Source organism: Streptomyces pilosus, assembly GCF_014649835.1.
Lineage (GTDB): Bacteria > Actinomycetota > Actinomycetes > Streptomycetales > Streptomycetaceae > Streptomyces > Streptomyces pilosus.
Window position 1 is genome coordinate 563,334 of the sequence record NZ_BMTU01000004.1, and the last position, 24,759, is coordinate 588,092.

General features: G+C 72.9%; 23 protein-coding genes. 11 read left to right on the plus strand and 12 right to left on the minus strand.

Annotated elements, in window-relative coordinates; genetic code table 11:
- Nucleotides 1-134 precede the first annotated feature (134 nt).
- Nucleotides 135-1,355 (plus strand): trypsin-like serine peptidase, encoded by a 1,221-nt coding sequence (locus tag IE118_RS13555; protein WP_189558069.1) that lies wholly within the window; start codon nt 135-137, stop codon nt 1,353-1,355.
- Nucleotides 1,356-1,530: 175 nt separating this feature from the next.
- Here the strand turns inward: IE118_RS13555 and hflX are convergent, their stop codons facing one another.
- From hflX to miaA, 5 genes are all read right to left on the minus strand, one after another.
- The gene (gene hflX / locus IE118_RS13560) at nt 1,531-3,024 is read right to left on the minus strand and encodes a GTPase HflX (RefSeq protein WP_189558070.1); all 1,494 of its coding nucleotides are present in this window, start codon (nt 3,022-3,024) and stop codon (nt 1,531-1,533) included.
- A 415-nt stretch (nt 3,025-3,439) separates the two neighbouring features.
- Nucleotides 3,440-5,608, minus strand: coding sequence for a RelA/SpoT family protein (locus IE118_RS13565; RefSeq protein WP_189558071.1), 2,169 nt, complete (start codon nt 5,606-5,608; stop codon nt 3,440-3,442).
- 301 nt (nt 5,609-5,909) lie between these two features.
- A complete protein-coding gene (gene dapF, locus IE118_RS13570) occupies nt 5,910-6,779 on the minus strand; it encodes a diaminopimelate epimerase (RefSeq protein WP_189558073.1) in 870 nt (289 codons plus the stop codon).
- Nucleotides 6,780-6,842: 63 nt separating this feature from the next.
- Nucleotides 6,843-7,346, minus strand: a complete 504-nt coding sequence (locus tag IE118_RS13575; protein WP_189558173.1) for a hypothetical protein — start codon at nt 7,344-7,346, stop codon at nt 6,843-6,845.
- A 108-nt stretch (nt 7,347-7,454) separates the two neighbouring features.
- A complete protein-coding gene (gene miaA, locus IE118_RS13580) occupies nt 7,455-8,393 on the minus strand; it encodes a tRNA (adenosine(37)-N6)-dimethylallyltransferase MiaA (RefSeq protein WP_189558075.1) in 939 nt (312 codons plus the stop codon).
- Nucleotides 8,394-8,716: 323 nt separating this feature from the next.
- Here miaA and IE118_RS34610 point away from each other — a divergent pair, with 323 nt between their 5' ends.
- Entirely contained in the window at nt 8,717-8,848 is a 132-nt protein-coding gene (locus IE118_RS34610; protein ID WP_308431836.1) for a hypothetical protein, read from the plus strand.
- Between the two features lie 22 nt (nt 8,849-8,870).
- Nucleotides 8,871-9,143: an antitoxin gene (locus IE118_RS13590; protein WP_189558079.1), complete on the plus strand. Its 273-nt coding sequence runs from the start codon at nt 8,871-8,873 to the stop codon at nt 9,141-9,143.
- A gap of 105 nt (nt 9,144-9,248) precedes the next feature.
- Here IE118_RS13590 and IE118_RS13595 read toward each other — a convergent pair whose 3' ends face one another.
- From IE118_RS13595 to IE118_RS13610, 4 genes are all read right to left on the minus strand, one after another.
- Nucleotides 9,249-9,962: a class III extradiol dioxygenase subunit B-like domain-containing protein gene (locus IE118_RS13595; RefSeq protein WP_189558081.1), complete on the minus strand. Its 714-nt coding sequence runs from the start codon at nt 9,960-9,962 to the stop codon at nt 9,249-9,251.
- 57 nt (nt 9,963-10,019) lie between these two features.
- On the minus strand, nt 10,020-11,546 hold the full coding sequence (gene miaB / locus IE118_RS13600; RefSeq protein WP_189558083.1) for a tRNA (N6-isopentenyl adenosine(37)-C2)-methylthiotransferase MiaB: 1,527 nt from the start codon (nt 11,544-11,546) through the stop codon (nt 10,020-10,022).
- A gap of 85 nt (nt 11,547-11,631) precedes the next feature.
- Nucleotides 11,632-12,519, minus strand: coding sequence for a hypothetical protein (locus IE118_RS13605; protein WP_189558085.1), 888 nt, complete (start codon nt 12,517-12,519; stop codon nt 11,632-11,634).
- 3 nt (nt 12,520-12,522) lie between these two features.
- On the minus strand, nt 12,523-12,876 hold the full coding sequence (locus tag IE118_RS13610; RefSeq protein WP_189558087.1) for a hypothetical protein: 354 nt from the start codon (nt 12,874-12,876) through the stop codon (nt 12,523-12,525).
- Nucleotides 12,877-12,915: 39 nt separating this feature from the next.
- Between IE118_RS13610 and IE118_RS13615 the strand changes: the two genes are divergently transcribed.
- Genes IE118_RS13615 through IE118_RS13625 form a run of 3 tightly spaced genes read left to right on the plus strand, consistent with a single transcriptional unit; the run spans nt 12,916 to nt 16,918 of the window.
- Nucleotides 12,916-13,452, plus strand: a complete 537-nt coding sequence (locus IE118_RS13615; protein ID WP_189558088.1) for a hypothetical protein — start codon at nt 12,916-12,918, stop codon at nt 13,450-13,452.
- Nucleotides 13,449-13,808 (plus strand): hypothetical protein, encoded by a 360-nt coding sequence (locus tag IE118_RS13620; protein ID WP_189558090.1) that lies wholly within the window; start codon nt 13,449-13,451, stop codon nt 13,806-13,808. Before IE118_RS13615 ends, IE118_RS13620 begins: the two co-directional genes overlap by 4 nt.
- Nucleotides 13,805-16,918 carry a CHAT domain-containing protein gene (locus tag IE118_RS13625; protein WP_189558092.1) on the plus strand — a complete coding sequence of 1,038 codons (3,114 nt, stop codon included), beginning with the start codon at nt 13,805-13,807 and terminating at the stop codon, nt 16,916-16,918. The genes IE118_RS13620 and IE118_RS13625 overlap by 4 nt, the downstream gene beginning before the upstream one ends.
- A gap of 252 nt (nt 16,919-17,170) precedes the next feature.
- On the opposite strand, the gene IE118_RS13630 is transcribed toward IE118_RS13625, so the two are convergent.
- A complete protein-coding gene (locus IE118_RS13630) occupies nt 17,171-17,578 on the minus strand; it encodes a pyrophosphohydrolase domain-containing protein (protein WP_189558094.1) in 408 nt (135 codons plus the stop codon).
- 84 nt (nt 17,579-17,662) lie between these two features.
- Between IE118_RS13630 and IE118_RS13635 the strand changes: the two genes are divergently transcribed.
- Nucleotides 17,663-18,655: a TAXI family TRAP transporter solute-binding subunit gene (locus tag IE118_RS13635; protein WP_189558095.1), complete on the plus strand. Its 993-nt coding sequence runs from the start codon at nt 17,663-17,665 to the stop codon at nt 18,653-18,655.
- Here IE118_RS13635 and IE118_RS13640 read toward each other — a convergent pair.
- Nucleotides 18,634-20,067, minus strand: a complete 1,434-nt coding sequence (locus tag IE118_RS13640) for a sensor histidine kinase (protein ID WP_189558097.1) — start codon at nt 20,065-20,067, stop codon at nt 18,634-18,636. The genes IE118_RS13635 and IE118_RS13640 overlap by 22 nt on opposite strands.
- Before the next feature lie 9 nt (nt 20,068-20,076).
- Nucleotides 20,077-20,763, minus strand: a complete 687-nt coding sequence (locus IE118_RS13645) for a response regulator transcription factor (protein ID WP_189558099.1) — start codon at nt 20,761-20,763, stop codon at nt 20,077-20,079.
- 285 nt (nt 20,764-21,048) lie between these two features.
- On the opposite strand from IE118_RS13645, the gene IE118_RS13650 reads away from it, so the two are divergent.
- The 4 genes from IE118_RS13650 to IE118_RS13665 all read left to right on the plus strand — a co-directional run bounded on the left by IE118_RS13650 (nt 21,049) and on the right by IE118_RS13665 (nt 24,467).
- Complete coding sequence (locus tag IE118_RS13650) at nt 21,049-21,825, plus strand: amino acid ABC transporter ATP-binding protein (RefSeq protein WP_189558102.1); 777 nt, start codon at nt 21,049-21,051, stop codon at nt 21,823-21,825.
- A gap of 81 nt (nt 21,826-21,906) precedes the next feature.
- A complete protein-coding gene (locus IE118_RS13655) occupies nt 21,907-22,752 on the plus strand; it encodes a glutamate ABC transporter substrate-binding protein (protein WP_189558104.1) in 846 nt (281 codons plus the stop codon).
- Nucleotides 22,753-22,884: 132 nt separating this feature from the next.
- The gene (locus IE118_RS13660) at nt 22,885-23,562 is read left to right on the plus strand and encodes an amino acid ABC transporter permease (protein ID WP_189558106.1); all 678 of its coding nucleotides are present in this window, start codon (nt 22,885-22,887) and stop codon (nt 23,560-23,562) included.
- On the plus strand, nt 23,559-24,467 hold the full coding sequence (locus IE118_RS13665) for an amino acid ABC transporter permease (RefSeq protein WP_189558108.1): 909 nt from the start codon (nt 23,559-23,561) through the stop codon (nt 24,465-24,467). Before IE118_RS13660 ends, IE118_RS13665 begins: the two co-directional genes overlap by 4 nt.
- Nucleotides 24,468-24,759 lie beyond the last annotated feature (292 nt).

A 24,759-nucleotide genomic window follows, 5' to 3' on the forward strand; every position in this document is an offset into this window, starting at 1 on the left:
GACGTCCCCCACAGCGAGCGCATAGTGTGTGATGCCGTTCCCGGCGGCCGTGGGAGCGCCCGCGAACTCCGCGCGGTCCCGGGTGTGAGGACGGCCGCAGCACCATGTTCGTTCATTCCAGGGGGAGTCAGATCATGCGATCCATACGGCCGTCGTCCACCGTTCGCCGAGAGGGGCGGGCCCGGCGCCGAACCTCCCCCGTACTGGCCTCCGTCGCCCTCGTCTCGGCGCTCGCCCTCACCGTCACCGCCTGCGGCTCGGGCGACACCGAGGTGAGCGCCGACGCCTCCGCGACCGCCGCCGCCGACGACGGCAAGCTGAAGATCCCGTCCGACATCAGGGACCGGCTCAAGGAGCACGGGATCGACATCGACAAGTGGCGGGACGGCGCCTGGAAGAACTGGGACAGGGACGACTGGCTGCGTGAGGCGCAGGACTACGTCAATCCCATCATCGAGGACCTGTGGAACCCGGACCGCATGCGGGACGCCGAGGAGCCGGAGCAGGAGGTCGACGAGAGCGACATCTCCGGCGACCAGGGGGTGACCGACCCCACGCCGGAGCCGGTGCGGGCGGAGGCCGTCCCGGCGTCGTACCGGACCAACGCGCCCGAGGCCGGGAAGGTGTTCTTCGACTCCCCCGAGGGCACGATGGTCTGCTCGGCGACGGTGGTGCAGGACCCGGCCAACCCGGGCAAGTCCAACATGGTCTGGACGGCGGGCCACTGTGTGCACGCCGGCAAGAAGGGCGGCTGGTACCGCAACATCGCCTTCGTGCCGTCGTACAACGACGCGGGCAGGTCGGCGCAGGAGCTGGAGGGCGCCTCCGAGGAGGAGGTCGCTCCGTACGGTGTCTGGTGGGGCGACTGGGTGCAGACCTCGGACCAGTGGATCGAGCAGGGCGGCGCCACCGGCGGTGACGGCGCCTCGTACGACTTCGCGGTCATGCATGTGACGCCGGAGCAGGGCGGCGACGGCAAGTCGCTGGAGGAGACGGTCGGTTCGGCGCTCCCGGTGGACTTCGCCGCCCCCGCGGTGCCCGACATGGAGGAGATGACGGCGACCGGCTACCCGGCCGCCGCGCCGTACGACGGGCAGACGCTGTACCGGTGCGCGGACAAGCCCGGCCGGCTGTCGCTCGCCGCGAACGACCCGACGATGTACCGCATCGGGTGCAGCATGACGGCGGGTTCGTCCGGTGGCGGCTGGGTCGCGACCGGTTCGGACGGCAAGCCGGCGCTGGTGTCCAACACCTCCATCGGCCCGGTGACCTCGGGCTGGCTGGCGGGTCCCCGCCTCGGTGAGGAGGCCAAGGGCGTGTTCGACGCGGTCAGCGGGAAGTTCGCCGGTCGGTGACCGCCGGTCAGGTCCGGGGCCGCCGCGCACCCGGACCTGACCCGGACACCGGCGCGCGGCGCGCTGTTCGTCGGTGCCACATGAGCGAGACGTACGGCGGCCGGTGACCCGGGCGCACGCGAAGGCCCTCCCCCCGCGACGAGCGGGGGGAGGGCCTTGGCCGTTACCGGGTGGGTCAGCCGGCCGGAGTGGGAACGAACGGCGCGAGTTCCGCCGCGAGCTCCTCGTGCACCCGGACCTTGAGCAGGGTGCCCTCCGCGGTGTGCTCCTCGGAGATCACCTCGCCCTCGTCGTGGGCGCGGGCGACCAGCTTGCCGTGGGTGTACGGCACGAGCGCCTCGATCTCCACCGAGGGGCGGGGCAGCTCGTTGTCGATGAGGGCGAGCAGTTCCTCGATGCCCCGGCCGGTGCGGGCCGAGACGGCGATGGAGCGCTTCTCCACCCGCAGCAGCCGCTGGAGGACCAGCGGGTCGGCCGCGTCCGCCTTGTTGATCACGACGATCTCGGGCACGCCGGTGGCGCCGACGTCCCTGATCACCTCGCGCACGGCGGCGAGCTGCTCCTCGGGGACCGGGTGCGAACCGTCCACCACGTGCAGGATCAGGTCGGCGTCGCCGACCTCCTCCATCGTGGAGCGGAACGCCTCGACGAGGTGGTGCGGCAGGTGCCGGACGAAGCCGACGGTGTCGGCCAGCGTGTACAGCCGGCCGCTCGGGGTCTCGGCCCGGCGCACGGTCGGGTCGAGGGTGGCGAACAGGGCGTTCTCGACCAGGACGCCCGCGCCGGTGAGACGGTTGAGCAGCGAGGACTTGCCCGCGTTGGTGTAGCCCGCGATGGCCACGGACGGCACCTTGTTGCGCCGGCGTTCCTGGCGCTTGATCTCGCGGCCGGTCTTCATCTCCGCGATCTCACGGCGCATCTTCGCCATCTTCTCGCGGATCCGCCGCCGGTCCGTCTCGATCTTGGTCTCACCGGGGCCGCGGGTGGCGAGGCCGCCGCCCTTGCCGCCGCCCATCTGCCGGGACAGCGACTGACCCCAGCCGCGCAGCCGCGGCAGCATGTACTGCATCTGTGCGAGCGCGACCTGCGCCTTGCCCTCTCGGGACTTGGCGTGCTGGGCGAAGATGTCGAGGATCAGGGCCGTACGGTCGATGACCTTGACCTTGACGACGTCCTCGAGGTGGATGAGCTGGCCGGGGCTGAGCTCACCGTCGCAGATGACGGTGTCCGCGCCCGTGTCGAGCACGACGTCGCGCAGCTGCTCGGCCTTGCCGGAGCCGATGTAGGTCGCGGCGTCGGGCTTGTCGCGGCGCTGGATCACGCCGTCGAGGACGAGGGCGCCGGCCGTCTCGGCGAGGGCAGCGAGCTCCGCCAGGGAGTTCTCCGCGTCCTGCACGGTCCCCGAGGTCCACACCCCGACGAGTACGACGCGCTCCAGGCGGAGCTGCCGGTACTCGACCTCGGTGACGTCCTCGAGCTCGGTGGAGAGGCCGGCGACACGGCGCAGGGCCGCCCGCTCGGAGCGGTCGAACTGGTCGCCGTCCCGGTCCGAGTCGGTCTCGAGGCTCCAGGCGACGTCCTCTTCCATCAGGGCATCGGCCCGAAGACCTTCGGGATGGCTGTGCGCGAAACGCTTGGTGTCCTGGGAAGGGGAAGAAGAGGAGGTCATTGGGTCCTTACGTCGTCGGTGAACCGTGTGCGACGGAACCGGTCCGCGGGACCTTCCGTCACTGTGCACAACGTCCGGGCGGCCCGGGAGATTCCCGTGCCCTCGCTGTGCGGACCCGACGATGGTCGCACGGTACGGCTCGTCTCGTCATCGTGTTATTCCCGGCCCGGCCCGGTCGATGCACGGGCGGCACCGGCCGCCCGCGCGGGGCTCGTCCCGCCGGCGGAGGTCCGCCCTCGCGGGTGGCCGGGGCGGCGGAGGCGAGCAGCGCCGTGGCCGCCCTCCGGCGGCGGGACGCGGCTGCCCGCGGCGTGAGCGGCGTGCCCCACGGCTGCCGGCGTGCGCGGGGAGGACGGTGACGGCGCGCTTCCGGCCCACCCGATCGATCCGTCACACCGCTCGGCCGCCCGGTCCGTCAGGCGCCCGAGGTCTGCGGCTGGGCCCTGCTCACGTCGAACACACCGGCCACGTCACGCATGGCGCGCATCAGGGCGGGGAGGCGGGCGGCGTCCGGCAGCTGGACGGTGTAGGTGTGCCGGACCTGCTGCCGGTCCGGCGGTTCGACGGTCGCGGAGACGATCTCGGCGCCTTCGAGGGCCATGGCCTCGGTGAGGTCCGCGAGCAGATGCGGCCGGACGAAGGATTCCGCGACCAGGGTGACCCGGCACTCGGCGCCCTCTCCCCAGCGGACACCGACCTCGGCCCGTCCCACGTCCTTCATCCGCGCGACCGCGGCGCACTGCGCGCGGTGCACGGTCACCGCTCCGCCGCGCACGGCGAACCCGGTCACCTCGTCGGGCGGTACGGGCGTACAGCAGCCGGCCAGCCGGACGGGCGCGCCGGGCCGGTCGGTCAGGACCTGGGCGGCGGCGGGACGGCCGGGCGCGGCCACCGGGACGTCCGGCGACGGCGGCGGGGCGGGGTCGTCGTCGGAGCGGGCCCGGGAGGAGGCGTCCGGGTGCGCCGCGGCCGCGTCGTCCGGTGCGGGGTGTGCGGTCAGCCACCGCTGGATGGCGATCCGCGCCGCCGGGGTGTGCGCGTGCTCCAGCCACTCCCTGGAGGGCTCGGAGGCCGCGTCCTGGCCCATCAGCAGCTGGACGGTGTCACCGTCCTTCAGCACGGTGCTGAGCGTGGCCAGCCGGCCGTTCACCCGGGCTCCGATGCACGCGTGGGCGTCCTCGCCGTACTGCGCGTAGGCGGCGTCCACGCAGGTCGCCCCCTCGGGCAGGCCCAGCGTGCCCCCGTCGGGACGGAAGACGGTGATCTCGCGGTCCTGGGCGAGGTCCTCGCGCAGGGTGGACCAGAAGGTGTCGGGGTCGGGCGCGGCCCGCTGCCAGTCCAGGAGCCGGGAGAGCCAGCCGGGCCGGGTGGGGTCGACGCGCTCGCCGTCGCTCGCGGACTGCTCCTCCGGGGCGGCGTACGGGTTGCCGAGGGCGACGACTCCCGCCTCGGCGACCTTGTGCATCTGGTGGGTGCGGATGAGGACCTCGACCACCTGGCCGTCCGCTCCGGTCACGGCGGTGTGCAGCGACTGGTACAGGTTGAACTTCGGTACGGCGATGAAGTCCTTGAACTCCGAGACGACGGGCGTCAGGCAGGTGTGCAGCTCCCCGAGGACCCCGTAGCAGTCGGCGTCCTCGTTCACCAGCACCAGCAGGCGGCCGAAGTCGGCGCCGCGCAGAGGTCCGCGTTTCCGGGACACCCGGTGCACGGAGACGAAGTGCCGCGGGCGGATCAGGACGTCGGCGGTGATGTCCGCCTCGCGGAGCACCTTGCGCACGTCGTCGGCGACCTCGGCGAGCGGGTCGTCCGCGCGGGCCGCGTTGCGGACGATCAGGTCACGTGTGTGCGCGTACTCCTCGGGGTGCAGGATCGCGAAGACCAGGTCCTCCAGTTCCGTCTTGAGCGCCTGGACGCCGAGGCGCTCGGCGAGCGGGATGAGGACGTCCCGGGTCACCCGGGCGATGCGTTCCTGCTTCTCGGGGCGCATCACGCCGAGGGTGCGCATGTTGTGCAGCCGGTCGGCGAGTTTGATCGACATCACGCGGACGTCGTTGCCGGTGGCGACGAGCATCTTGCGGAAGGTCTCGGGTTCGGCGGCGGCGCCGTAGTCGACCTTCTCCAGTTTGGTGACGCCGTCGACGAGGTATCGCACCTCCTCGCCGAACTGCTCGCGCACCTGATCCAGCGTCACGTCCGTGTCCTCGACGGTGTCGTGGAGCAGGGACGCGGTCAACGTCGTCGTCTCGGCGCCGAGTTCGGCCAGGATGAGGGTCACGGCGAGCGGGTGCGTGATGTACGGCTCGCCGCTCTTGCGCATCTGCCCCCGGTGCGAGGACTCGGCCAACACGTAGGCGCGGCGCAGGGGGTCGAGGTCGGCGTCGGGGTGGTGGGCGCGGTGGGCGTCGACGACGTGCCCGATGGCGTCGGGGAGCCGGTCCCGCGCGGTGGTGCCGAGCAGCGCGGCGCGGCCGAGGCGGCGCAGGTCGAGCCGGGGGCGGGCCTTCCTGCGTGATCCCGTGGGTGCGACGTGACCAGATGTCGCAGGGCCTGGGGTCGCGGGATTCACGGCCTCCGCGTTCATGGGCACCTCCGGCTGCGTGGACCGGCGGACGGTGTGCCCCAGGGCGGACTCGGGCTCAGGGGACGGGGTTCGTCCCCCGTCCGGGCCGGTGCTTGATGCTACCGAGCCGGACCCCGCCGGGCCGACCGCCTCCGGCCGAGCGTGAAACGGATCACTCCATCGAGCGAAGGGCGGGTGGAGGTCGCTTTCACGCCATCGGGTCGGCGGTTCGCCGTGATCCCGAAGCCGGGAGACCCGCCGGCCCTGCGGTTCCGTTACACCGGGTGGGCCGGGGACTGGAAAACCGAGCCCGCGCCCCGGTTCAGCCGAGCGCGTTCTCCAGCCACTCCGTCTCGATCACGCCCTCGGCGACGATCACCGCGGGTCCGGTCATCTCGATCTCGCCGTCGGGCCGTTCGGTGATCACCAGGGTGCCGCCGGGCACGTCCACGGTGTACGTCACGGGGGTGCCGGTGCGGGCCGGGTCGGCGCCGTCCCTGCGGGCGGCGGCCACGGCGACCGCGCAGGCCCCCGTGCCGCAGGAACGGGTCTCGCCCGCTCCGCGCTCGTGCACCCGCAGCGCCACGTGACGCGGTCCGCGGTCGACGACGAACTCGACGTTCACCCCGTCCGGGTAGGCGGCGGCCGGGCTGTAAGGGGGCGGGGTGAGCAGATCGCCCGCGTGGGCGAGGTCGTCCACGAAGGCGACGGCGTGCGGGTTGCCCATGTTCACGTTCCGGGCGGGCCAGCTGCGCCCGCCGACGCTCACGGTGACGTCACCGGCGGGGAGCAGCGCGCGGCCCATGCCGACGGTGATGTCCCCCTCCTTGGCGATGTGCACGGTCTTCACGCCGCCGCGCGTGGCCACCGCGACGTCTCCCGCGGACACGTGCCCGGCGCGCTCGAGGTAGCGCGCGAACACCCGCACGCCGTTGCCGCACATCTCCGCGATCGAGCCGTCGCCGTTGCGGTAGTCCATGAACCATTCGGCCTCGGCCGCCATCGACCTCGCCTCGGGGTGGGCCGCGGACCGCACCACGTGCAGCAGGCCGTCGCCGCCGATGCCGGCGCGGCGGTCGCACAGGGCGGCGACGGTGGCCGGGGACAGGTCGACGGTGTTGTCGGGGTCCGGGACGATCACGAAGTCGTTCTCGGTGCCGTGCCCCTTGAGGAAGGCGATCCGCGTGCTCATTCCTCGATCGTACGGGGTGCCGGTGACGGCGTGCCGCCGCCGGAGGCCGCAGGCCGGTGCCGGTCAGCGGAGCCGGGCGACCCGCCAGACGGCCAGGGCCACCACGGCGGCGACCATCACGGCGTAGGCGGCCACCACCCGCCAGTCGGACTTGCGTCCGGAGCCCCGGGCCGGCAGACCCGGCCAGGTGTGGCCCACCCTGCGGGCGGCCATCATCCCCCAGCCGGCGGCGCAGGAGCAGATCAGCAGTCCCAGCATGGCGATCACGGCACCGCTGTCGCCGAAGTCGAAGGCGAGCGGGAAGGCGAACATCAGGGAGCCGAGCGCGGCGAGCCCGACGATGGGCGCCAGCTGCCACAGGCGCAGCCTGCGCTGCGGGCGCAGCTCCACCTCGACCTCTTCGCCGGCGGTGAACATCTCCTCCGGGGTGGGGCCGTCGTCGGTCACGCCGCCCTGCGTCTCCTCCGGCCCGTCGGGGCTGAGACGGTCGGCTTCCTGCTCCGGCACACCCTGCTCGGTGGTGAGGTGCTCGGTGCCGTGTGCGGTGTCGCGAGGGCCGGCCTCCATCGCCACGCGCCCTCCCAACTAGGACTCCACTTGGTCGATCGAAGCTCGATGATGGCACGGCGTCACAGGCCCCGATGACGGCCTGGGCGTCCCGATGCCATGACGTGATCAGGCTGTAACCGGTCGTTCGACCAATGACAACGCGAGCCGGGGAAGTTCCGCGAGGTCCGCCGCGGCCCCACTCAACCAGTGCACCCGCGGGTCGCGCCTGAACCACGAATCCTGACGGCGCGCGAAGCGCTTGGTGGCACGGACGGTCTCGGAGCGCGCCTCGTCGAGGGTGCACTCCCCGGCGAGTGCCGCGAGCACCTGCTGGTAGCCGAGCGCCCGCGACGCCGTACGCCCCTCGCGCAACCCTTGCGCCTGGAGTGCGCGCACTTCTTCCACGAGGCCCGTCTCCCACATGCGGTCGACGCGGCGGGCGATGCGCTCGTCGAGCTCGGGCCGGGCCACGTCGACGCCGATCTGGAGCGTGTCGTAGACCGAGTCGTGGCCCGGGAGGTTGGCGGTGAAGGGCCGTCCGGTGATCTCGATGACCTCGAGGGCGCGGACGATGCGGCGGCCGTTGCTCGGCAGGATCACCCGCGCGGCCTCCGGGTCCGCGGCGGCGAGGCGCGCGTGCAGCGCGCCCGGGCCGCGCAGCGTGAGCTCCTCCTCCAGGCGGGCCCTGACCTCCGGGTCGGTGCCGGGGAACTCCAGGTTGTCGACGGCCCCGCGGACGTAGAGGCCGGAGCCGCCGACCAGGACGGGCCAGCGCCCGTCGGCGAGCAGCGCGTCGATCCGCTCCCGGGCCAGCCGCTGGTACTCGGCGACCGAGGCGGTGACGGTGACGTCCCAGACGTCCAGCAGGTGGTGCGGGACCCCGCCGCGTTCCTCGGGCGTCAGCTTGGCGGTGCCGATGTCCATCCCCCGGTAGAGCTGCATCGAGTCGGCGTTGACGACCTCACCTCCGAGATGCCGGGCCAGGAAGACGCCCAGATCGGACTTTCCGGCCGCGGTGGGACCGACGACGGCGATGACGCGGGGGGCGGGGGGTGCGCTGCTCACCGATCCAGTCTCCCAAACCTCGCACCCCGCTCTCGAACGGGTTACGTGACGCGGATCCGGCCGGGTCGTTGCCCGTTGCGAGGTTCCTGCCGCCGGATCACGGCGGCGATGCCCCGGGTCACACGAACGGACACACCGGGCCACGCGGGATGTCGCCCGCACGAGTAACGTATGGAGTGGATATGGGCGTTTTTGCACGACTTTTTCAGAGGTCGTCGAAGGCCGGCGGAGAGACACGGGCCGCCGAGGCCCGGGCCGACGCGCCGGCGTCCGGGCCGGCCGCGCAGGACACGGCCGGGACCGCCGAGCCGAAGGGGTCCGACGTGACACCGGAGACCGCCGTGCCGTCGGTGACGGAGGACGGCGGGGCTTCCGGCGCCGAGACCGTCGACATCCCGAAGCAGCAGTCGACCGAGGCCGCCGGCAGCGACGCCGGCGAGGGCGCCCGCACGTAGATCGCCGCGAGGAAGGTACATCATGGGTCTGCTGGACAATCTGAAGGCCAGGATCGGCCCGGCCAAGGACAAGGTCTCCGGGTTCGCGCAGCAGCACGAGGACAGGATCCAGCACGGCCTGGACAAGGCCGCGGAGACCGTCGACAAGCGGACCAAGGGCAAGTACAGCGACCGCATCCAGTCGGGTACGGGCAAGGCCAAGGGCGCCGTGGACCGCTTCACGCACAAGGACGACGCAGGTCCGGGCGGGGAGGGCGGCACGCCGCCGGCCGGATCGCCGCCGCCCGTCTCCTGAGGCCGGGCGGCACACCGGCGGACGGCCGAGGCGCACAGCGGGTGCCCCGGCCGGCCGCCGCCGTCCCGGCGGTTCACGGCCGTGAGCCGGCCTCCGTGGGTCGCCCTAGGACCAGGTGGCCACGATGTAGCCGACTCCGTACGGGGCGTCCTCGTGGAGCAGCGAGCCCTCCAGTGCCGGGTTCCCGGACGCCGCCCCGGCGAGCACCTGCCAGGGGGCCCGGCCGGACACCTTCAGCTCGCGGGCCAGGCCTGTGTCCAGCGCCCGCAGGGCTCCGGTGTCGGCGCGGCCCAGGGCGCGGGCGGCCTCCGCGTCGAAGGGGGCCGCGCGTTCGTCGAGGTAGCCCGGCGCCTTGAGCGTGCGGCAGGCACTGGCGTCGCCCATCACCAGCATCGCCACCCGCTCCGCCCGGCCGGCGACTGCCTCCCCCTCGGCGGCACACCGTTCGGCCGTGAGGGACTCCCCCACGCCGCATCCCTCGACGGGAGCGTCCGCCCAGCCGGTCCTCTCCAGCAGCCAGGCACCGACGGCGAGTCCGGGCGGGAGCTGCCGCCCGGACGGATCCCCGCCCCGCCCCAGCCGTACGTCCAGGCCGACGCCGAAACCGCGGAAGGAACCGGGGGTGCCCTGCGGGTAGCTCTCGGGTCCGGTTCCGGCCGACGGGCCGACCACCACCAGCAGGTCGGGCCGGGCCGCGGCGAGTACCCCGACCGCGTCCGTGCACGCGGTACGCACGGCGTCCAGCTCGGGGGCGGCGCCCGCGGCGACCTCGGGCACGAGCAGCGGCGGGCAGGGGCAGACTGCGGCGGCGACAAGCATGATCAGCAGCCTACTCACCGTGCCCGCGCCGGGCGTGGCGGTTCCGCGGGCGGTGGCTCAGTCGACGGCGCAGCCCCCGGTGACCGCCGGCAGCGGCTCGGGCACGCCCACCTTGGGCAGGCCCAGCAGCACCCCCGCGGGCGGTGCCGCCCGCTGCGTGTTCCGCTTCTCCCAGGCGTCACCCGCGCGGGTGCGGCGCACGTCCAGCACGGCGCCCTCGGCGAGGAGGTGGTGCGGGGCGGCGTAGGTGATCTCGACGGTGACCAGGTCGCCGGGGCGCACCTCCTGCTCCGGCTTGGTGAAGTGGACCAGCCGGTTGTCGGGGGCGCGGCCGGAGAGACGGCGGGTGGCGTCGTCCTTGCGGCCCTCGCCCTCGGCGACCATCAGCTCCAGGGTGCGGCCGACCTGCTTCTTGTTCTCCTCCCAGGAGATCTCCTCCTGGAGGGCGACGAGCCGCTCGTAGCGCTCCTGGACGACCTTCTTGGGGATCTGCCCGTCCATCTCGGCGGCCGGGGTGCCCGGGCGCTTGGAGTACTGGAAGGTGAACGCCTGCGCGAAGCGGGCCTCGCGCACCACGTGCAGGGTCTGCTGGAAGTCCTCCTCGGTCTCGCCGGGGAAGCCCACGATGATGTCGGTGCTGATCGCCGCGTGCGGGATCGCGGCGCGGACCTTGTCGATGATCCCGAGGAAGCGCTCCTGCCGGTAGGAGCGGCGCATCGCCTTCAGGACCGGGTCGGAGCCGGACTGCAGGGGCATGTGGAGCTGCGGCATCACGTTGGGCGTCTCGGCCATGGCGGCGATGACGTCGTCGGTGAAGTCGCGCGGGTGCGGGGAGGTGAAGCGGACGCGTTCCAGGCCGTCGATCGTCCCGCAGGCCCGCAGCAGCTTGCTGAACGCCTCGCGGTCGCCGATGTCGGAGCCGTAGGCGTTGACGTTCTGGCCGAGCAGGGTGATCTCGGAGACGCCCTCGGCGACCAGGGCCTCGATCTCGGCGAGGATGTCGCCGGGCCGGCGGTCCTTCTCCTTGCCGCGCAGCGCGGGGACGATGCAGAAGGTGCAGGTGTTGTTGCAGCCGACGGAGATGGACACCCACGCCGCGTAGGCGCTCTCGCGCCGGGTGGGCAGCGTGGAGGGGAACGCCTCCAGCGACTCGGCGATCTCGACCTGCGCCTCCTCCTGGACGCGGGCGCGCTCCAGCAGGACGGGCAGCTTGCCGATGTTGTGCGTGCCGAAGACGACGTCGACCCAGGGGGCCCGCTTCACGATGGTGTCGCGGTCCTTCTGCGCCAGGCAGCCGCCGACCGCGATCTGCATCCCGGGGCGGCTCGCCTTCTTCGGGGCGAGGTGGCCGAGGTTGCCGTACAGCTTGTTGTCGGCGTTCTCGCGGACGGCGCAGGTGTTGAAGACGACGACGTCGGCCTCGCCGTCGGAACCCTCGGCGGCGCGGACGTAGCCCGCGTCCTCCAGCAGCCCGGACAACCGCTCGGAGTCGTGGACGTTCATCTGGCACCCGTAGGTGCGGATCTCGTAGGTCTTGGAGGGGAGAACGTCCACGGCCGGGCTCCGGTCACTGCTGCTGGTCATGGGTCAAGGGTAGGCGGTCGTGCACGCGGCCCGGGCACGGCCGCCCGCCGCGGGGCAGGTGGTGATCACCGGCCGCGGGCGGGGCTCACGCCCCCTTGCGGAGCCGGGCGGTGATCCGCCGTCCCAGCTCCCGCGTCAGCGGTGCGTCCGCCGTGCCCAGGCCGAGCGCCGCGCCCAGCGCCGCCCCGTGCAGGTCGACCGTGGACTCGGCGAGCTCGGCCAGTTCGCCGGCCCCGGAGCGGCCCCGGCGCCAGGCGGCGGTCAGGGTGCCGGCGCCGGCCACCGCGGCCGGCCACCACAGCAGGCCCAGCAGGACGTAGAGGACTCCCCAGGCCGCGGTGGTGGTCGCACTGTCCAGCGCGGAACGGGCGGCGCGCAGTTCGGCGCGCACCTCCTCCGGCACGGTGAGCCACAGCCGGGGCCAGGCGGAGGTGAGATCGAGGCCGTACTCGAGGTGGACGCGCCGGTCGGTTGCCGCGATGCGGTCACCGATCCAGGTGGGCCGGCACGGCGGCGCCGGCGCGATCCGGTTGCGCCGGGCGGCGAGGGCGTCGATCACCGCCCGGTCCGGTCGGGGGCGTTCGACCTCCTCCGCGTACCGCGCCTGGAGTCGTTGCCAGCGGTCGGCTCTGCGCCGCACCAGCGCGCTGCTCAGCGGGCCGAGCGGGCTCGGCCACCGCCCCAGCCAGACGACGCGGACCGGCACGGCGACGGCCTGGGCGAGCAGGCCGGCCCCGGCGGCGGCCAGCAGTGCTCCCGACACCGCGAGCAGCACCGCCGTACTGCCCGTGCCCCGGACGTCCCGGTTGTACGAGGCGGCCCGGGACAGCAGGAAGTCCACGTCCAGCGCGTGGGTGTGGCGGAGCGTCGCCGCGAGGAGGACCGCGCCGGTGAAGAGCAGGCCGGGCAGGACGAGCGCGGTCAGCCACTTCTCCGCGAGCCGCCTGCCGAGCTCGCTGAGGAACGCCGACATCCGTCAGTCCTCCTCGACGCGGGACAGCCGTACCGCGTCCAGGTCGCACCGGGGGATGTCGACGCCGGGCGCCCGCACCCAGCGCCGGGCGCAGCGGCCGGCCGGGCAGGCGTACACCTCGGCGCCGGTGTGGCCGCCGCCGTCCCAGGGCCACGGCTCGCGGGTGGCGTCGCCGAGGAACAGCAGGCCCAGATCCCTGAGGAGTTCGCTCAGTTCGGGCTCCGGGGTGTCACCGCGGCGGGCCCGTTCGACGAGCCGGTCCACTTCGGCTCCTCGCTCCTCGTCCGCCGCCGCCGTGCGCAGGACGCCGAGCCTGCCGCACAGTCGGGCGATGTCGGCCTGAACGGACGGGGTCATGGCCTGCCTTCCACGATCGGCACCGGATACAGTCGGATTATGCCGCTGCCGCTGGCCCGAACTCCCCAGGAGTCCCTGCTTTACATCGAGTTGCACGCCTGCGAGTGCGGTGAGGCCGCCGTCCGGCACGACAGCCACGGCACCGGACAGGGCGACGGCTACTGGACCAGCCACTACGAGCTGACCTGTCAGGGGTGCGGCGCCGGACGGGAGTTCGTCTTCCGCACGCCGGACTGGCCGCTGAACACCGGCGGGTACGGCGGCCCCGAGCCGTCCGAGATCATCGACGCCGGGCAGTGGCTGATCATCGCCGACCTGGTCGCGCGCTCCGTGCCGGTCACCCCGTCCTCCGTCGCCGAGGAACGGGCGGAGCAGCGGCGGACCCTGCAGGTAGCGGTCGACGCGATGGCGGAGATCCTGAAGTTCGTCCCCGGGCAGGAGCGGGTCGTGCCGGACAGCGCGTTCTGGACCCCGGAGGGCCGGGCGCAACGGGACCGGGAACCGGGCCGGTTCCGCCGCGAGCGGCTGCAGGTCGTGCTGGACACCTACCGGAGCGCCCTGGAGCGGCTGGCATGAGCTTCCCCATCGGTGGCAACTCCGGGATGCGCGACCGGCTGCTGGCCGATCTGCGGGAGCGGCTGCGCCGCTACCGCGAGACCGGCGACGCCCAGGTCGTGCTGAGCCACGAGGCCCGCTGGGAGGCGATCGCCCTCACCGGTCCGCACACCGGGGTGGACGTGGAGGCGTACCTGGCGGCCGCCGAGGTGCGCTGGCTCGCCTACCGGCTCGCCGACAAGGACCGCGACCCGCGCACCCGTGACGCGGACCTGCGCACCGCACTGACGCTGTACGGCGCGGTGCTGCGGGCCCCCGACGGCGACCCGGACCTGGTGCCCGCGCCGGTCCGGCTGCTGCTGGAGCAGGCGGGATGAGCGATGCGGGCACCCGGCCGGACGACGACGACCGTGCGCTGACCCAGGAGGACGTCCATCGCGCGGTCGCGCGCCTGGGCGGGCTCTTCGGGGAACCGCAGTACGCCGACGCGGAGGAGGAGTACGCGGCGATCGTCCGGCACTTCGACGACGCGTGCGAGCAACTGCGCGGGCGCGGCCGGGAGCTGGTCGTCGGCTACGGCGAACTGAGCGACGCCTTCCTGCACCACCCCGCAGCCGAGCTCCTCAGCCGGGCGTTGGGCGAGACGCCGTACCTGCGGCGCCTCGACGCCCGCAGGACGCTCCTCCACCTCGGACGGCAGTGGGTGCGCGACGCCGGCTCCGAGGAGGTCGTGGTCGGCCTGGCCGTCCTGCGTCGCATGCTGCTCGACCAGCCGGACGCCGCGGTGCACGCGGCGGAGATCTTCTCCGGGCTCGTCGTCGACCTGCTGGAGCGGGGGCGCTCGGAGCACGACGTGGAGGTCCTCGGCGAAGGACTGCGGCTGGCCCGGGAGGCGGCCGCCCTCGCACTGGCCACATCGCCGCTGCTCGCCGTGACGCAGCGCCAACGCGGCGAGTGCGCCCACGCGTTGTACCGGCTGACCTGGGACACCGGCCACTTGACGGAGGCCCTCCTCGCACTGCGGACGGCCGTGGAGGCGAGCGCGCGGCGGGCGGCCGGCCCCACACCCGACGAGACGCCGGGGTTCCGGTTCGGGGCGGGGGCGGAGGACCCCCGGTACACGACCGGCCGGCTGCGCGCGGAGCCCCTGGCGCTGCTGGCCCGCTGCACGCTCGACTCGTACGCGCTGACCGGCGGCGAGGACGACCGGCGCGAGGCGGTCGCGCTGCTGCGCGAGGCGGTGGACCTCACCCCGCCCGGCGACCCCGGCCTGCCGCACCGGCACGTCCTGCTGGCACGGGCGCTCACCGCGGACCCCGCCGGGCCCGGTCCCGCGCTGCTGGAGGAGGCGGTCCGGCAGGCCGCCGCCGGCCGGGACGCCGACGGCGGGGCGGAGTGGGGCCGGCTGCTGGAACTGCGGTACCGGCACAGCGGCGACGTGCGGCTGCTGCACCGTGCCGTCGACGCCCTGGAGCCGGGCGAGGGCGTGGCCCGGGACGCACGGCTCGCGCAGGTGCTCACGGCGCTGTACGAGCAGGTGCGGGACAGCACGCTGCTGGAGCGGGCGATCGCCCTGCACCGCAGCGTGCTGGCCGCCACACCGGAAGCCGACCGGAGCAGACCCGGACGGCTGGCGGCCTGCGCGGAGGCCCTGGTGCTGCACGCCGAGCGGCGCTCCGACCCGGCGGCGCTGCGGGAGGCCGTACGGTGCTACCGGGCGGCGCTGCGCCGGCCGCCGGCGCCCCACCGCGAGGCGGCGGCCCTGCGCGTCGGGCTGGCCCTGGCCCTGCACCGGCTGGGTGCGGCCGTGGCGGACGCCGCCGGGGCGCGCGCCGAGGCCGTCCTGCTCGGCCGGGCCGTGGCCGCGGACTTCCCCGTGGGACACCCGGACCGGACCGCCGTCCTCGCGTCGCTCGCGCCGGTGCTGGCGTCCGGGCTGACGTCCCGGGCCCGCAGCAGCGGTGCCGAGCTCGAACGCGGCGTCGAGGTCGCCCGGGAACTCGTCGACCGGCTGCCGGAGGCGGATCCGTCCCGGCCGCTGCGTCTGATGGAACTCGGTGTGGCCCTCGGCGAGCGGTTCGCCCGGGGAGGGGACGAGGCCGACCGGCGGGACGCCTGCGCGGCGTTCGCCCGGGCCGCCCGGTCCCCCGTGCTGCCCGCGGTGACCCGGTGTCTGGCCGCACGGGAAGCAGCCGCGCTCCAGGCCGGTGCCGGGAACTGGACCGGCGCGGCGGAGGCGTACCGGCTCGCGGTCGACCTGCTGCCCGGTGTGGCCGTGCGCGACCTGCGCCGGGACGACCAGGAGTTCCATCTCACCTCGTTCGCCCGGCTGGCCTCCGACGCGGCAGCGGCGGTGCTGCGCGGCGGCGGCTCCGCCGAGGAGGCCGTCGACGTACTGGAGCGCGGGCGGGGCATCCTGCTGAGCCAGGCCATGGAGAGCGACGAGGGCGCGGTGCGGGCCGACACCGGGCCCCCGGCGAGCCCGGTGGTCGCCGTCAACAGCAGCGCGTACGGCTGCACCGCCCTCGTGGTCCTGCCGGACGGTGTCGCGCGCATTCCGCTGCCGGACGTCACCGCCCAGGAGATCACCGACCGCAGCGAGGCGTTCACCCTGGCGGTGGAGCTCGCCGGGGGCGGTCATCACCTTCCGGAGCACCGGGTGGCCGCCGACCGGTTCGTGACGCGCACCCTGGGCTGGCTCTGGGACGTCATCGCCGAGCCGGTCCTGGCCGAGGTCCGTGCGGACCGGCTGTGGTGGCTGCCCACGGGAGCGCTGAGCTTCCTGCCGCTGCACGCCGCCGGCCACCACCACGACGGCAGCGGCCGTACGGTGCTGGACCGCACCGTGTCCTCGTACACGCCGACCCTGCGGATGCTGGCCCGGTCCCGGGCGCGGGCGCGCCGGGTGGCGTTGCCTGCCGAGCCCTTGGTGGTGGCGCTGCCCGAGACGCCCGGGGCCGCACCGCTGCCCGGTGTCACGGCGGAGACCGGGGAACTGCTGCGGCTGCGGCCCGGCGCGCGCGTGCTGCACGGGTCCGCGGCCGGCCGGGACGCCACGCTGGCCGCCCTGCGGTCCGGCGGCTGGACGCACTTCGCCTGCCACGCGGTGAGCGACGCGATCGAGCCGTCCGCCAGCCGTCTGCTCCTCGCCGACGGCGCCCTGTCGGTGCTGGACATCGTGCGGCTGCGCATCGAGAACGCCCAGCTGGCCTACCTGTCTGCCTGCTCCACCGCCCGGGGCGGCGCGCACCTCGCCGACGAGGCGATCCACATCGGGTCGGCCTTCCAGCTCGCCGGGTACCCGCACGTGGTGGCGACGCTGTGGCCGATCGCCGACCAGGCGGCGGCGACCGTCGCCGGCACGGTCTACCGGTCGCTCGCGGACGGCCCGGCCGCCGCCGTCCACACGGCCACCCGGCAGCTGCGCGACGCGTGCAGGGGACGCAGTCCGCTGCTCTGGGCCTCGCACATCCACCTCGGGGCCTAGCCCGCCCCCGGGGGCACCCGCCGGTCGGACTCCGGAGGCCCTCCCTGCGGGCCCGTCAGCCCCGCAGGGCCAGGTGGCAGGCGGTGGCTCACAGCACCGGCGCGCACCCGATGCCCACCACGGCGTCCGCGGCGGATGGGGACGGCCGTGTCGGCGTCATCGGCGGAGCGTACGGCGATCACTGCGCCACCCGGGTGACTTTCCCGGGGAGGGTGCCGCCCTCTCGCCCTCGCCGGGCGGCCGGCCGGCCGGTCAGGCCTCCCGGCCCGGTGCCCAGCCCTGCTCCCGCAGCACCCGCGAGACGTCCGGCGCCTCGTAGTGCTCGCCCTTGAGGACCTTGCCGTCGGCGCGCCGGCTCACCCGGCCGCCGGGTCCCCGCTTGGTCATGTTGGACCGGTGGATCTCGGCGATCACGGCGTCGAGATCGATGCCGTGCACCAGCGCCGTCCCGTACGCGACGTAGACCACGTCGGCCAGCTCGTGCGCCAGCCGGTCGAGCGGCCCGGTCACCGACACCTCGGCGACCTCCCGCGCCTCCTCCGCGAGCAGTTCGCCGCGGTGGGCGGCCAGTTCCGGGGCGACCTCGGCCGGGGTGTCCCGGGCGTCCAGCCCGAAGGCGCGGTGGAACTCACGGACCAGGTCGGCGGGCGATGCACTCATGCGGTGACCCTAGCGGCCGCCGGCGGCCGCCTCCTGTGAGCTCCGCCCTGGTCAGCGGGGACCCGGGCTGGCAGGATCACGCGCATGCACGTGCTGTCCCGGATCGGCAGGCGGCGGGCCCTGCGGGGCGCGGCCGCCGCCCTCGTGGCGCTCGGACTGCTGCTGTGGTGGCTGGCGCCCTGGAACCAGGAGCCCCCCGGCGGGACGGTCACGCTGAGCACGGGCACCCGCGCGGGGGTCTACCAGAAGTACGGCGAGCTGCTGCGCACCTCGCTCGGCAAGCACATGCCCGACCTCGAGGTCCGGCTGAAGACCAGCGACGGCTCCCAGGAGAACGTGCGCCGGGTGGCGACCGGGCAGGCCGACTTCGCGATCGCCGCGGCCGACGCGGTGGAGACGTACCGGCTGAACCACCGGCCGGGGGCGGAGGGGCTGCGCGGGGTGGCGCGCCTGTACGACGACTACGTGCAGCTGGCCGTCCCGGCCGACTCGGACATCCGCGGCGTCGCGGACCTGCGCGGCAAGCGGGTCGCCATAGGGCCGCCCAAGTCGGGGGTCCGGCTCATAGCGAACCGGGTCCTCAAGGCGGCCGGTATCGATCCGGAGACGGACATCGAGCCCTCCTCGGACGGCATCGACAGCGGGCCGGGGCGGCTGGGCCACGGTCTGGACGCCTTCTTCTGGTCGGGCGGGCTGCCCACGGACGGCCTGAAGACGTACGCCGAGCAGGCCGCGCTGCGGTTCGTGCCGATCGACGCCGGCCTGGTGGCGGAGCTGCACGAGCAGGGCGGTGCCACGCGCCACTACCGCGCCACCAACATGCCGGAGTCGGCCTACCCGGGCAGTCAGCTCGGTTCCGCCGTCCCGACGATGGCGGTGTCCAACCTGCTGATCACGCGCACGGACGTGGATCCCCGGCTCACCGAGTGGCTGACCCGCATCGTGCTCGCGAGCCGCGACGGCATCGGCGCGCACGTCCACTCCGCCCAGCTGGTCGACGTGCGCACCGCGATCTACACCGATCCGCTGCTGCTGCACGACGGCGCCCGCCGGTACTACCGGTCCGTCAAGCCCTGAGTCTCCGGCTCACCCGCGGGAGCGTTCCTGGGCACGGTCACGGTCACCCGCAGTCCGTGCGGCTCGTGGCACTCGTACGCGATCGAGCCGCCGCCCGCCGCGAGCAGGGCCCGGGAGATGGACAGGCCGAGTCCCGATCCCTTGACGTTCTGGTGGCGGCCGCTGCGCCAGAACCGGTCGCCGACGCGGGTCAGCTCCTCCTCGGTCAGTCCCGGCCCGTTGTCGGTGACGACGACGGTGGCGGTGTCGCCGTTGGAGGAGACGGTCACCTCGACGGTCTCGCCGCCGGGCGTGAACTTCACCGCGTTGTCGATGACCGCGTCCAGGGCGCTGGACAGCGCGACCGGGTCCACCCAGGCGGTGGTGGGCGGGCAGGTGCCGGTCAGCCGGACGCCCTTGGCGTCGGCGGTGGGCGACCAGGCCGCGACCCGCTCGGCGGTGAGGGCGCCGATGTCGGCGACCTGGAGGTCGGCCTCGCTGTGCTCGGCGAGCGCCAGGTCGAGCAGGTCGTCCAGGACCTGCGCCAGACGCTTGCCCTCGGCCTGCACGGAGGCGATCTCCTCGTTGCCCTCGGGCAGCTCCAGGGCGAGCAGCTCGATGCGCAGCAGTAGGGCGGACAGCGGGTTGCGCAGCTGGTGGGAGGCGTCCGCGACGAAGGCCCGCTGCTGTTCCAGGACGTTCTCGACGTTGTCCGCCATCTCGTTGAACGACCGGGCGAGCCGTCTGAGCTCCGGTGGTCCGCCGGCCGCCGCGACCCTGGACTTCAGCCGCCCGGTGGCGATGTCGTGGGTGGTGGCGTCCAGAACGCGCACGGGCCTGAGCACCCAGCCGGCCAGCCGCAGGGCCGCTCCGACTGCGAGCAGCATCGCGGCGGCCTCACCCGCCGCGATGACCAGCCAGCCGTGCAGGATGCGCGCGCGCATCTGCCCGGTGGGCGAGTCGGTGACCACCACCGCGACGACGTCGCCGTCCCGGATGACCGGGGAGGCCACCACGAGGCTGCGCCGCTGCCAGGGCCACACCTGCTCGGGGTCGTGGCTGCGGCGGCTGAGCAGCGCCTCCTCGAAGGCGTCGCGCACCTCGCCCGTGGGGGGCAGGAACCAGTCGGCCGGCGCCTGCGCCATCGGTGAGTCGTTGCGGTAGAAGACGCCCGCGCGGATGCCGTAGACCCGGTGGTAGCTGCGGAGCTCGCTGCTGAGGGTCTCCCGGCGCTCGTTGATGTTGCCGCCCGCCGGGTCGGCGGGCTCGGTGACGAACTGGGCGAGGGCCGCGAAGCGCGCCGTGTCGTCGATCCGGTCGACGACGACCTTCTGCTGCTGCGCGCCGGCCAGGCTGACGGCCAGCGGGACGCCGAGGGCGAGCAGCACGGCCGCCATCAGGACGATGAGCAGCGGGAGCAGACGCGTGTGCACCCGGCCCCGCTACGCCACGGGCGCGACGAGCCGGTAGCCGACGCCGCGCACGGTCTCGATGAGGGCGGGCATGCGCAGTTTGGAGCGCAGGGACGCGACGTGCACCTCCAGGGTGCGTCCGGTCCCCTCCCAGCTGGTGCGCCACACCTCGCTGATGATCTGTTCCCGGCGGAAGACCACCCCCGGCCGCTGGGCGAGCAGGGCGAGCAGGTCGAACTCCTTGCGGGTGAGCTGGACGACCGCGCCGTTCACACTGACCTGGCGGGTCGGCAGCTCGATGCGGACGGGGCCGAGACGCAGCTCGGTCTCCGTGCTGCCCGTGGCCTCCTCGGACACGCTGCGCCGGCTGACGGCGTGGATCCGGGCGAGCAGCTCCCCGGTGTCGTACGGCTTGACCACGTAGTCGTCGGCGCCGAGGTTGAGGCCGTGGATGCGGGAGCGGACGTCGGAGCGCGCGGTGACCATGATCACCGGGGTGCCCGTGCGCTTGCGGATCTTGCCGCACACCTCGTAGCCGTCCTGGTCGGGCAGCCCCAGGTCGAGCAGGACCACGCCGAAGCCGTTGCCCTCGGGGACGAGCGCCTGGAGGGCCTCCTCGCCGCTGCGCGCGTGGGTGACGTCGAACCCGTGCCGCGCGAGGACCGCCGACAGGGCGGCGGCGACGTGGTTGTCGTCCTCGACAAGAAGCAGTCTCACCAGGGCCCCCTTCGGTTCATCGGCCGTTCGGTCTTTCGGTGTGGACTACGCGTGAAGGCGTGTGTCGCACCTTGCAGTCATGCCGATGGAGGAGGACGGCGTCAAGAGGGTTCCGGTTGCGCTTCCGTACCGTTACCCCGCCGAAATCACCCCTGCTCACAAGTGCTACGACAGGTGTCCGATTGCTATCGGATCGTGATGCTCAGATTCCCCTCAGATGTAATGACGCACGTCTGACGGGTTACTACTGTCCTCCGAAACCGAGGAGGACGGAGCCTGAGAGCGATGACCGAAGTATCGGTGGCCAAGGAAGATGTGGCCGCGACCGGCGATCTGGTCGTCCTGAAGAGCGTCAACAAGCACTTCGGCGCGTTGCACGTACTCCAGGACATCGACCTGACGATCGCCCGTGGCGAAGTCGTCGTGGTCATCGGACCCTCCGGGTCCGGCAAGTCCACCCTGTGCCGCACCATCAACCGACTGGAGACGATCGACTCCGGCTCGATCACCATCGACGGCAAGCCCCTGCCCCACGAGGGCAAGGAGCTCGCCCGGCTGCGGGCCGACGTGGGCATGGTCTTCCAGAGTTTCAACCTCTTCGCGCACAAGACGGTGCTCGAGAACGTGACGCTGGGCCAGGTCAAGGTCCGCAAGAAGGACAAGAAGGCGGCCGAGGAGCGGGCGCGTGCCCTGCTCGACCGGGTCGGCGTGGGCGCGCAGGCAGAGAAGTACCCCGCGCAGCTCTCCGGCGGCCAGCAGCAGCGTGTCGCCATCGCGCGCGCCCTGGCGATGGAACCCAAGGTCATGCTCTTCGACGAGCCGACGTCGGCCCTCGACCCGGAGATGATCAACGAGGTGCTGGAGGTCATGCAGCAGCTCGCCCGGGACGGGATGACGATGATCGTCGTCACCCACGAGATGGGCTTCGCCCGTTCGGCCGCCAATCGGGTGGTGTTCATGGCAGACGGTCGCATCGTCGAACAGGCTTCGCCGGATCAGTTCTTCAGCAACCCGCGCAGCGACCGTGCCAAGGACTTCCTGTCGAAGATCCTTCACCACTGACGGCGCACCCCGCGCCCCGAGGACTCGCGTCACCGGCCCTGGACCGGACCGCGTCATTTCACCAGTCAAAGGATGTGCACCATGAAGCTCCGCAAGGTCACCGCCGCCTCGGCCGCCGTGTTCGCCCTTGCCCTGACCGCCACCGCCTGTGGCGGCGACGACAGCGGTGACGGCGGTTCGTCCTCCTCGGGCGGCGGCGAGAAGATCAAGATCGGCATCAAGTACGACCAGCCCGGTCTCGGCCTGAAGACGCCGGACGGCTCCTTCAGCGGCTTCGACGTGGACGTGGCGACCTACGTCGCCAAGGAGCTCGGCTACGAGCCGAACCAGATCGAGTGGGTCGAGACCAAGAGCGCCGACCGCGAGAACGCCCTCTCCCGCGGGGACGTCAAGCTGATCGCGGCGACGTACTCCATCACCGACGAGCGCAAGCAGAAGGTCGACTTCGCCGGCCCCTACCTGCTGGCCCACCAGGACCTGCTGGTCAAGTCCGACTCGGACATCACCGAGGCCACGGACCTGAACGACAAGAAGCTCTGCTCGGTGACCGGCTCCACCTCCGCGCAGAACGTCAAGAACGACTTCGCGCCGAAGGCCCAGCTGAGCAACCGCGGTGGCTACTCGGAGTGCCTGTCCGCGCTGCAGAACGGCCAGGTGGACGCGCTGACCACCGACGACTCGATCCTCGCCGGTTACGCGGCCCAGGACGAGTACAAGGGCAAGTTCAAGCTGGCCGGCTTGAAGCTGAGCAACGAGAACTACGGCATCGGTGTCAAGAAGGGCGACACCGCGACCGTGGACAAGGTCAACAAGGCGCTCGAGAAGATGGTCAGCGACGGTGCCTGGCAGAAGGCCGTCGAGGAGAACTTCGGCCCGGCGAACTACAAGAACGAGCAGGCCCCGAAGATCGGCCAGATCGTCAAGTAACGCGGGACTCCGCCGACGAAGGATCCCCGCGGCCCACGCGGGGATCCGCCGACGTGCCGCCGCCCCCGGCCTGTCCGGCGGCGGCGCGTCCCGTCCGCCCCTTACGTCACACACCCGGAAGCGCGGGAGATCGTGTTCGACTTTCTTTCAAACTATGACGACCCGTCCCTGCTGGGTGCCTTCTGGGTCACGGTGCAGCTCACCGTCTTCTCGGCCGTCGGGTCCCTGGTCTGGGGCACCCTGCTGGCCGCCATGCGGGTCAGCCCCGTACCGCTGATGCGCGGTTTCGGCACCGCCTACGTGAACCTCGTCCGGAACATCCCGCTGACGGTCATCATCGTCTTCACGTCGCTCGGCCTCGCCGACATCTTCGGCGTGACGATGGGCGCCCGGGACGACTTCGACCTCATGTACTTCCGCCTGGCCGTGCTGGGTCTCGTCGCCTACACCGCCGCCTTCGTGTGCGAGGCGATCCGTTCCGGCATCAATACGGTGCCGGTCGGACAGGCCGAGGCGGCGCGGGCCCTCGGGCTGAACTTCGGCCAGGTCCTCAGGCTCGTCGTGCTGCCGCAGGCGTTCCGCTCGGTGATCGGCCCCCTGGCCAACGTGCTGATCGCGCTGACCAAGAACACGACCGTGGCGGCCACCATCGGTGTGGCGGAGGCCGCGTTCCTGATGAAGGGCATGATCGAGAACGAGGCACAGACGCTGCTCATCGGCGCGGTCTTCGCCTTCGGGTTCGTGGTCCTGACCCTGCCCACCGGCCTGTTCCTCAACTGGCTGAGCAAGCGCCTGGCGGTGAAGCGATGACTTCTGTTCTCTACGACACACCCGGTCCGAAGGCCAAGCGGCGCAACCTGCTGCTCTCGGTGCTCTTCTTCGCCCTGCTCGCCCTGGCGCTGTGGTGGGTGTGGGGCGTGATGGACGACAAAGGCCAGCTGGAGTGGTCGCTGTGGAAGCCCTTCACCACGTCCGAGGCCTGGACGACGTACCTGCTGCCGGGCCTGGCCGACACGCTCAAGGCGGCGAGCCTCGCCATGGTCATCGCGCTCCCGCTGGGCGCGGTCCTCGGCATCGCCCGCATGTCGGACCACCGCTGGGTGCGGGTTCCGGCCGGCGCGGTGGTCGAGTTCTTCCGGGCCATCCCCGTGCTGCTCCTGATGCTGTTCGCCAACGAGTTCTTCGCCCGGTCCACGGGCGTCACCAGTGAGGACCGGCCCCTGTACGCGGTCGTCACCGGTCTGGTGCTCTACAACGCCTCGGTGCTCGCCGAGGTGGTCCGGGCCGGCATCCTCTCCCTCCCCAAGGGACAGTCGGAGGCCGCCCAGGCGATCGGCCTGCGCAAGAGCCAGACGATGGGCAGCATCCTGCTGCCGCAGGCGGTCACGGTGATGCTCCCGGCGATCGTCAGCCAGCTGGTCGTCATCGTGAAGGACACCGCGCTAGGCGGCGTGATGCTCGGCTTCACCGAGCTGCTGAACTCGCGCGCCACGCTGGCGGCCAACTACGCCAACGTCATCCCCAGCTTCATCGTGGTGGCGGTCGTCTTCATCGTCCTCAACTTCCTCCTCACCTCGTTCGCCTCCTGGCTCGAGGGCCGGCTGCGCCGCAGCAAGCGCAGCACGGGTGCGGTGCTCGGGGCGGACGACGTCGACGACCTCAACGTGGGCAAGGTGGGCGGTACCTACGGAACCGGTGCGGGCGGCACCGTCTGAGGCAGCGCTGTCGTACGTCACGGGTGTGGCCCGCCGGGATCCGGCGGGCCACACTCATGCCGGTCGCCGGCCGGTCCCGGTGGTGCCGCGGAGCGGTACGCGCCGGGCTCCTGTGAGGAACTGTCGACCTGTGTGACGGACGCCCGCCCCCTTCATGATCGCCACCGGCCTTCGGTCACTTGACGCAAGCACCGGCAATAGGTTGCATACGTTCTGTGATCGTGCACCCTGCTCCATCTTCCTGTTCCACCACGTTCCTTCGGACGTCACTCCGGGCAGGGGGCGCCGCGCC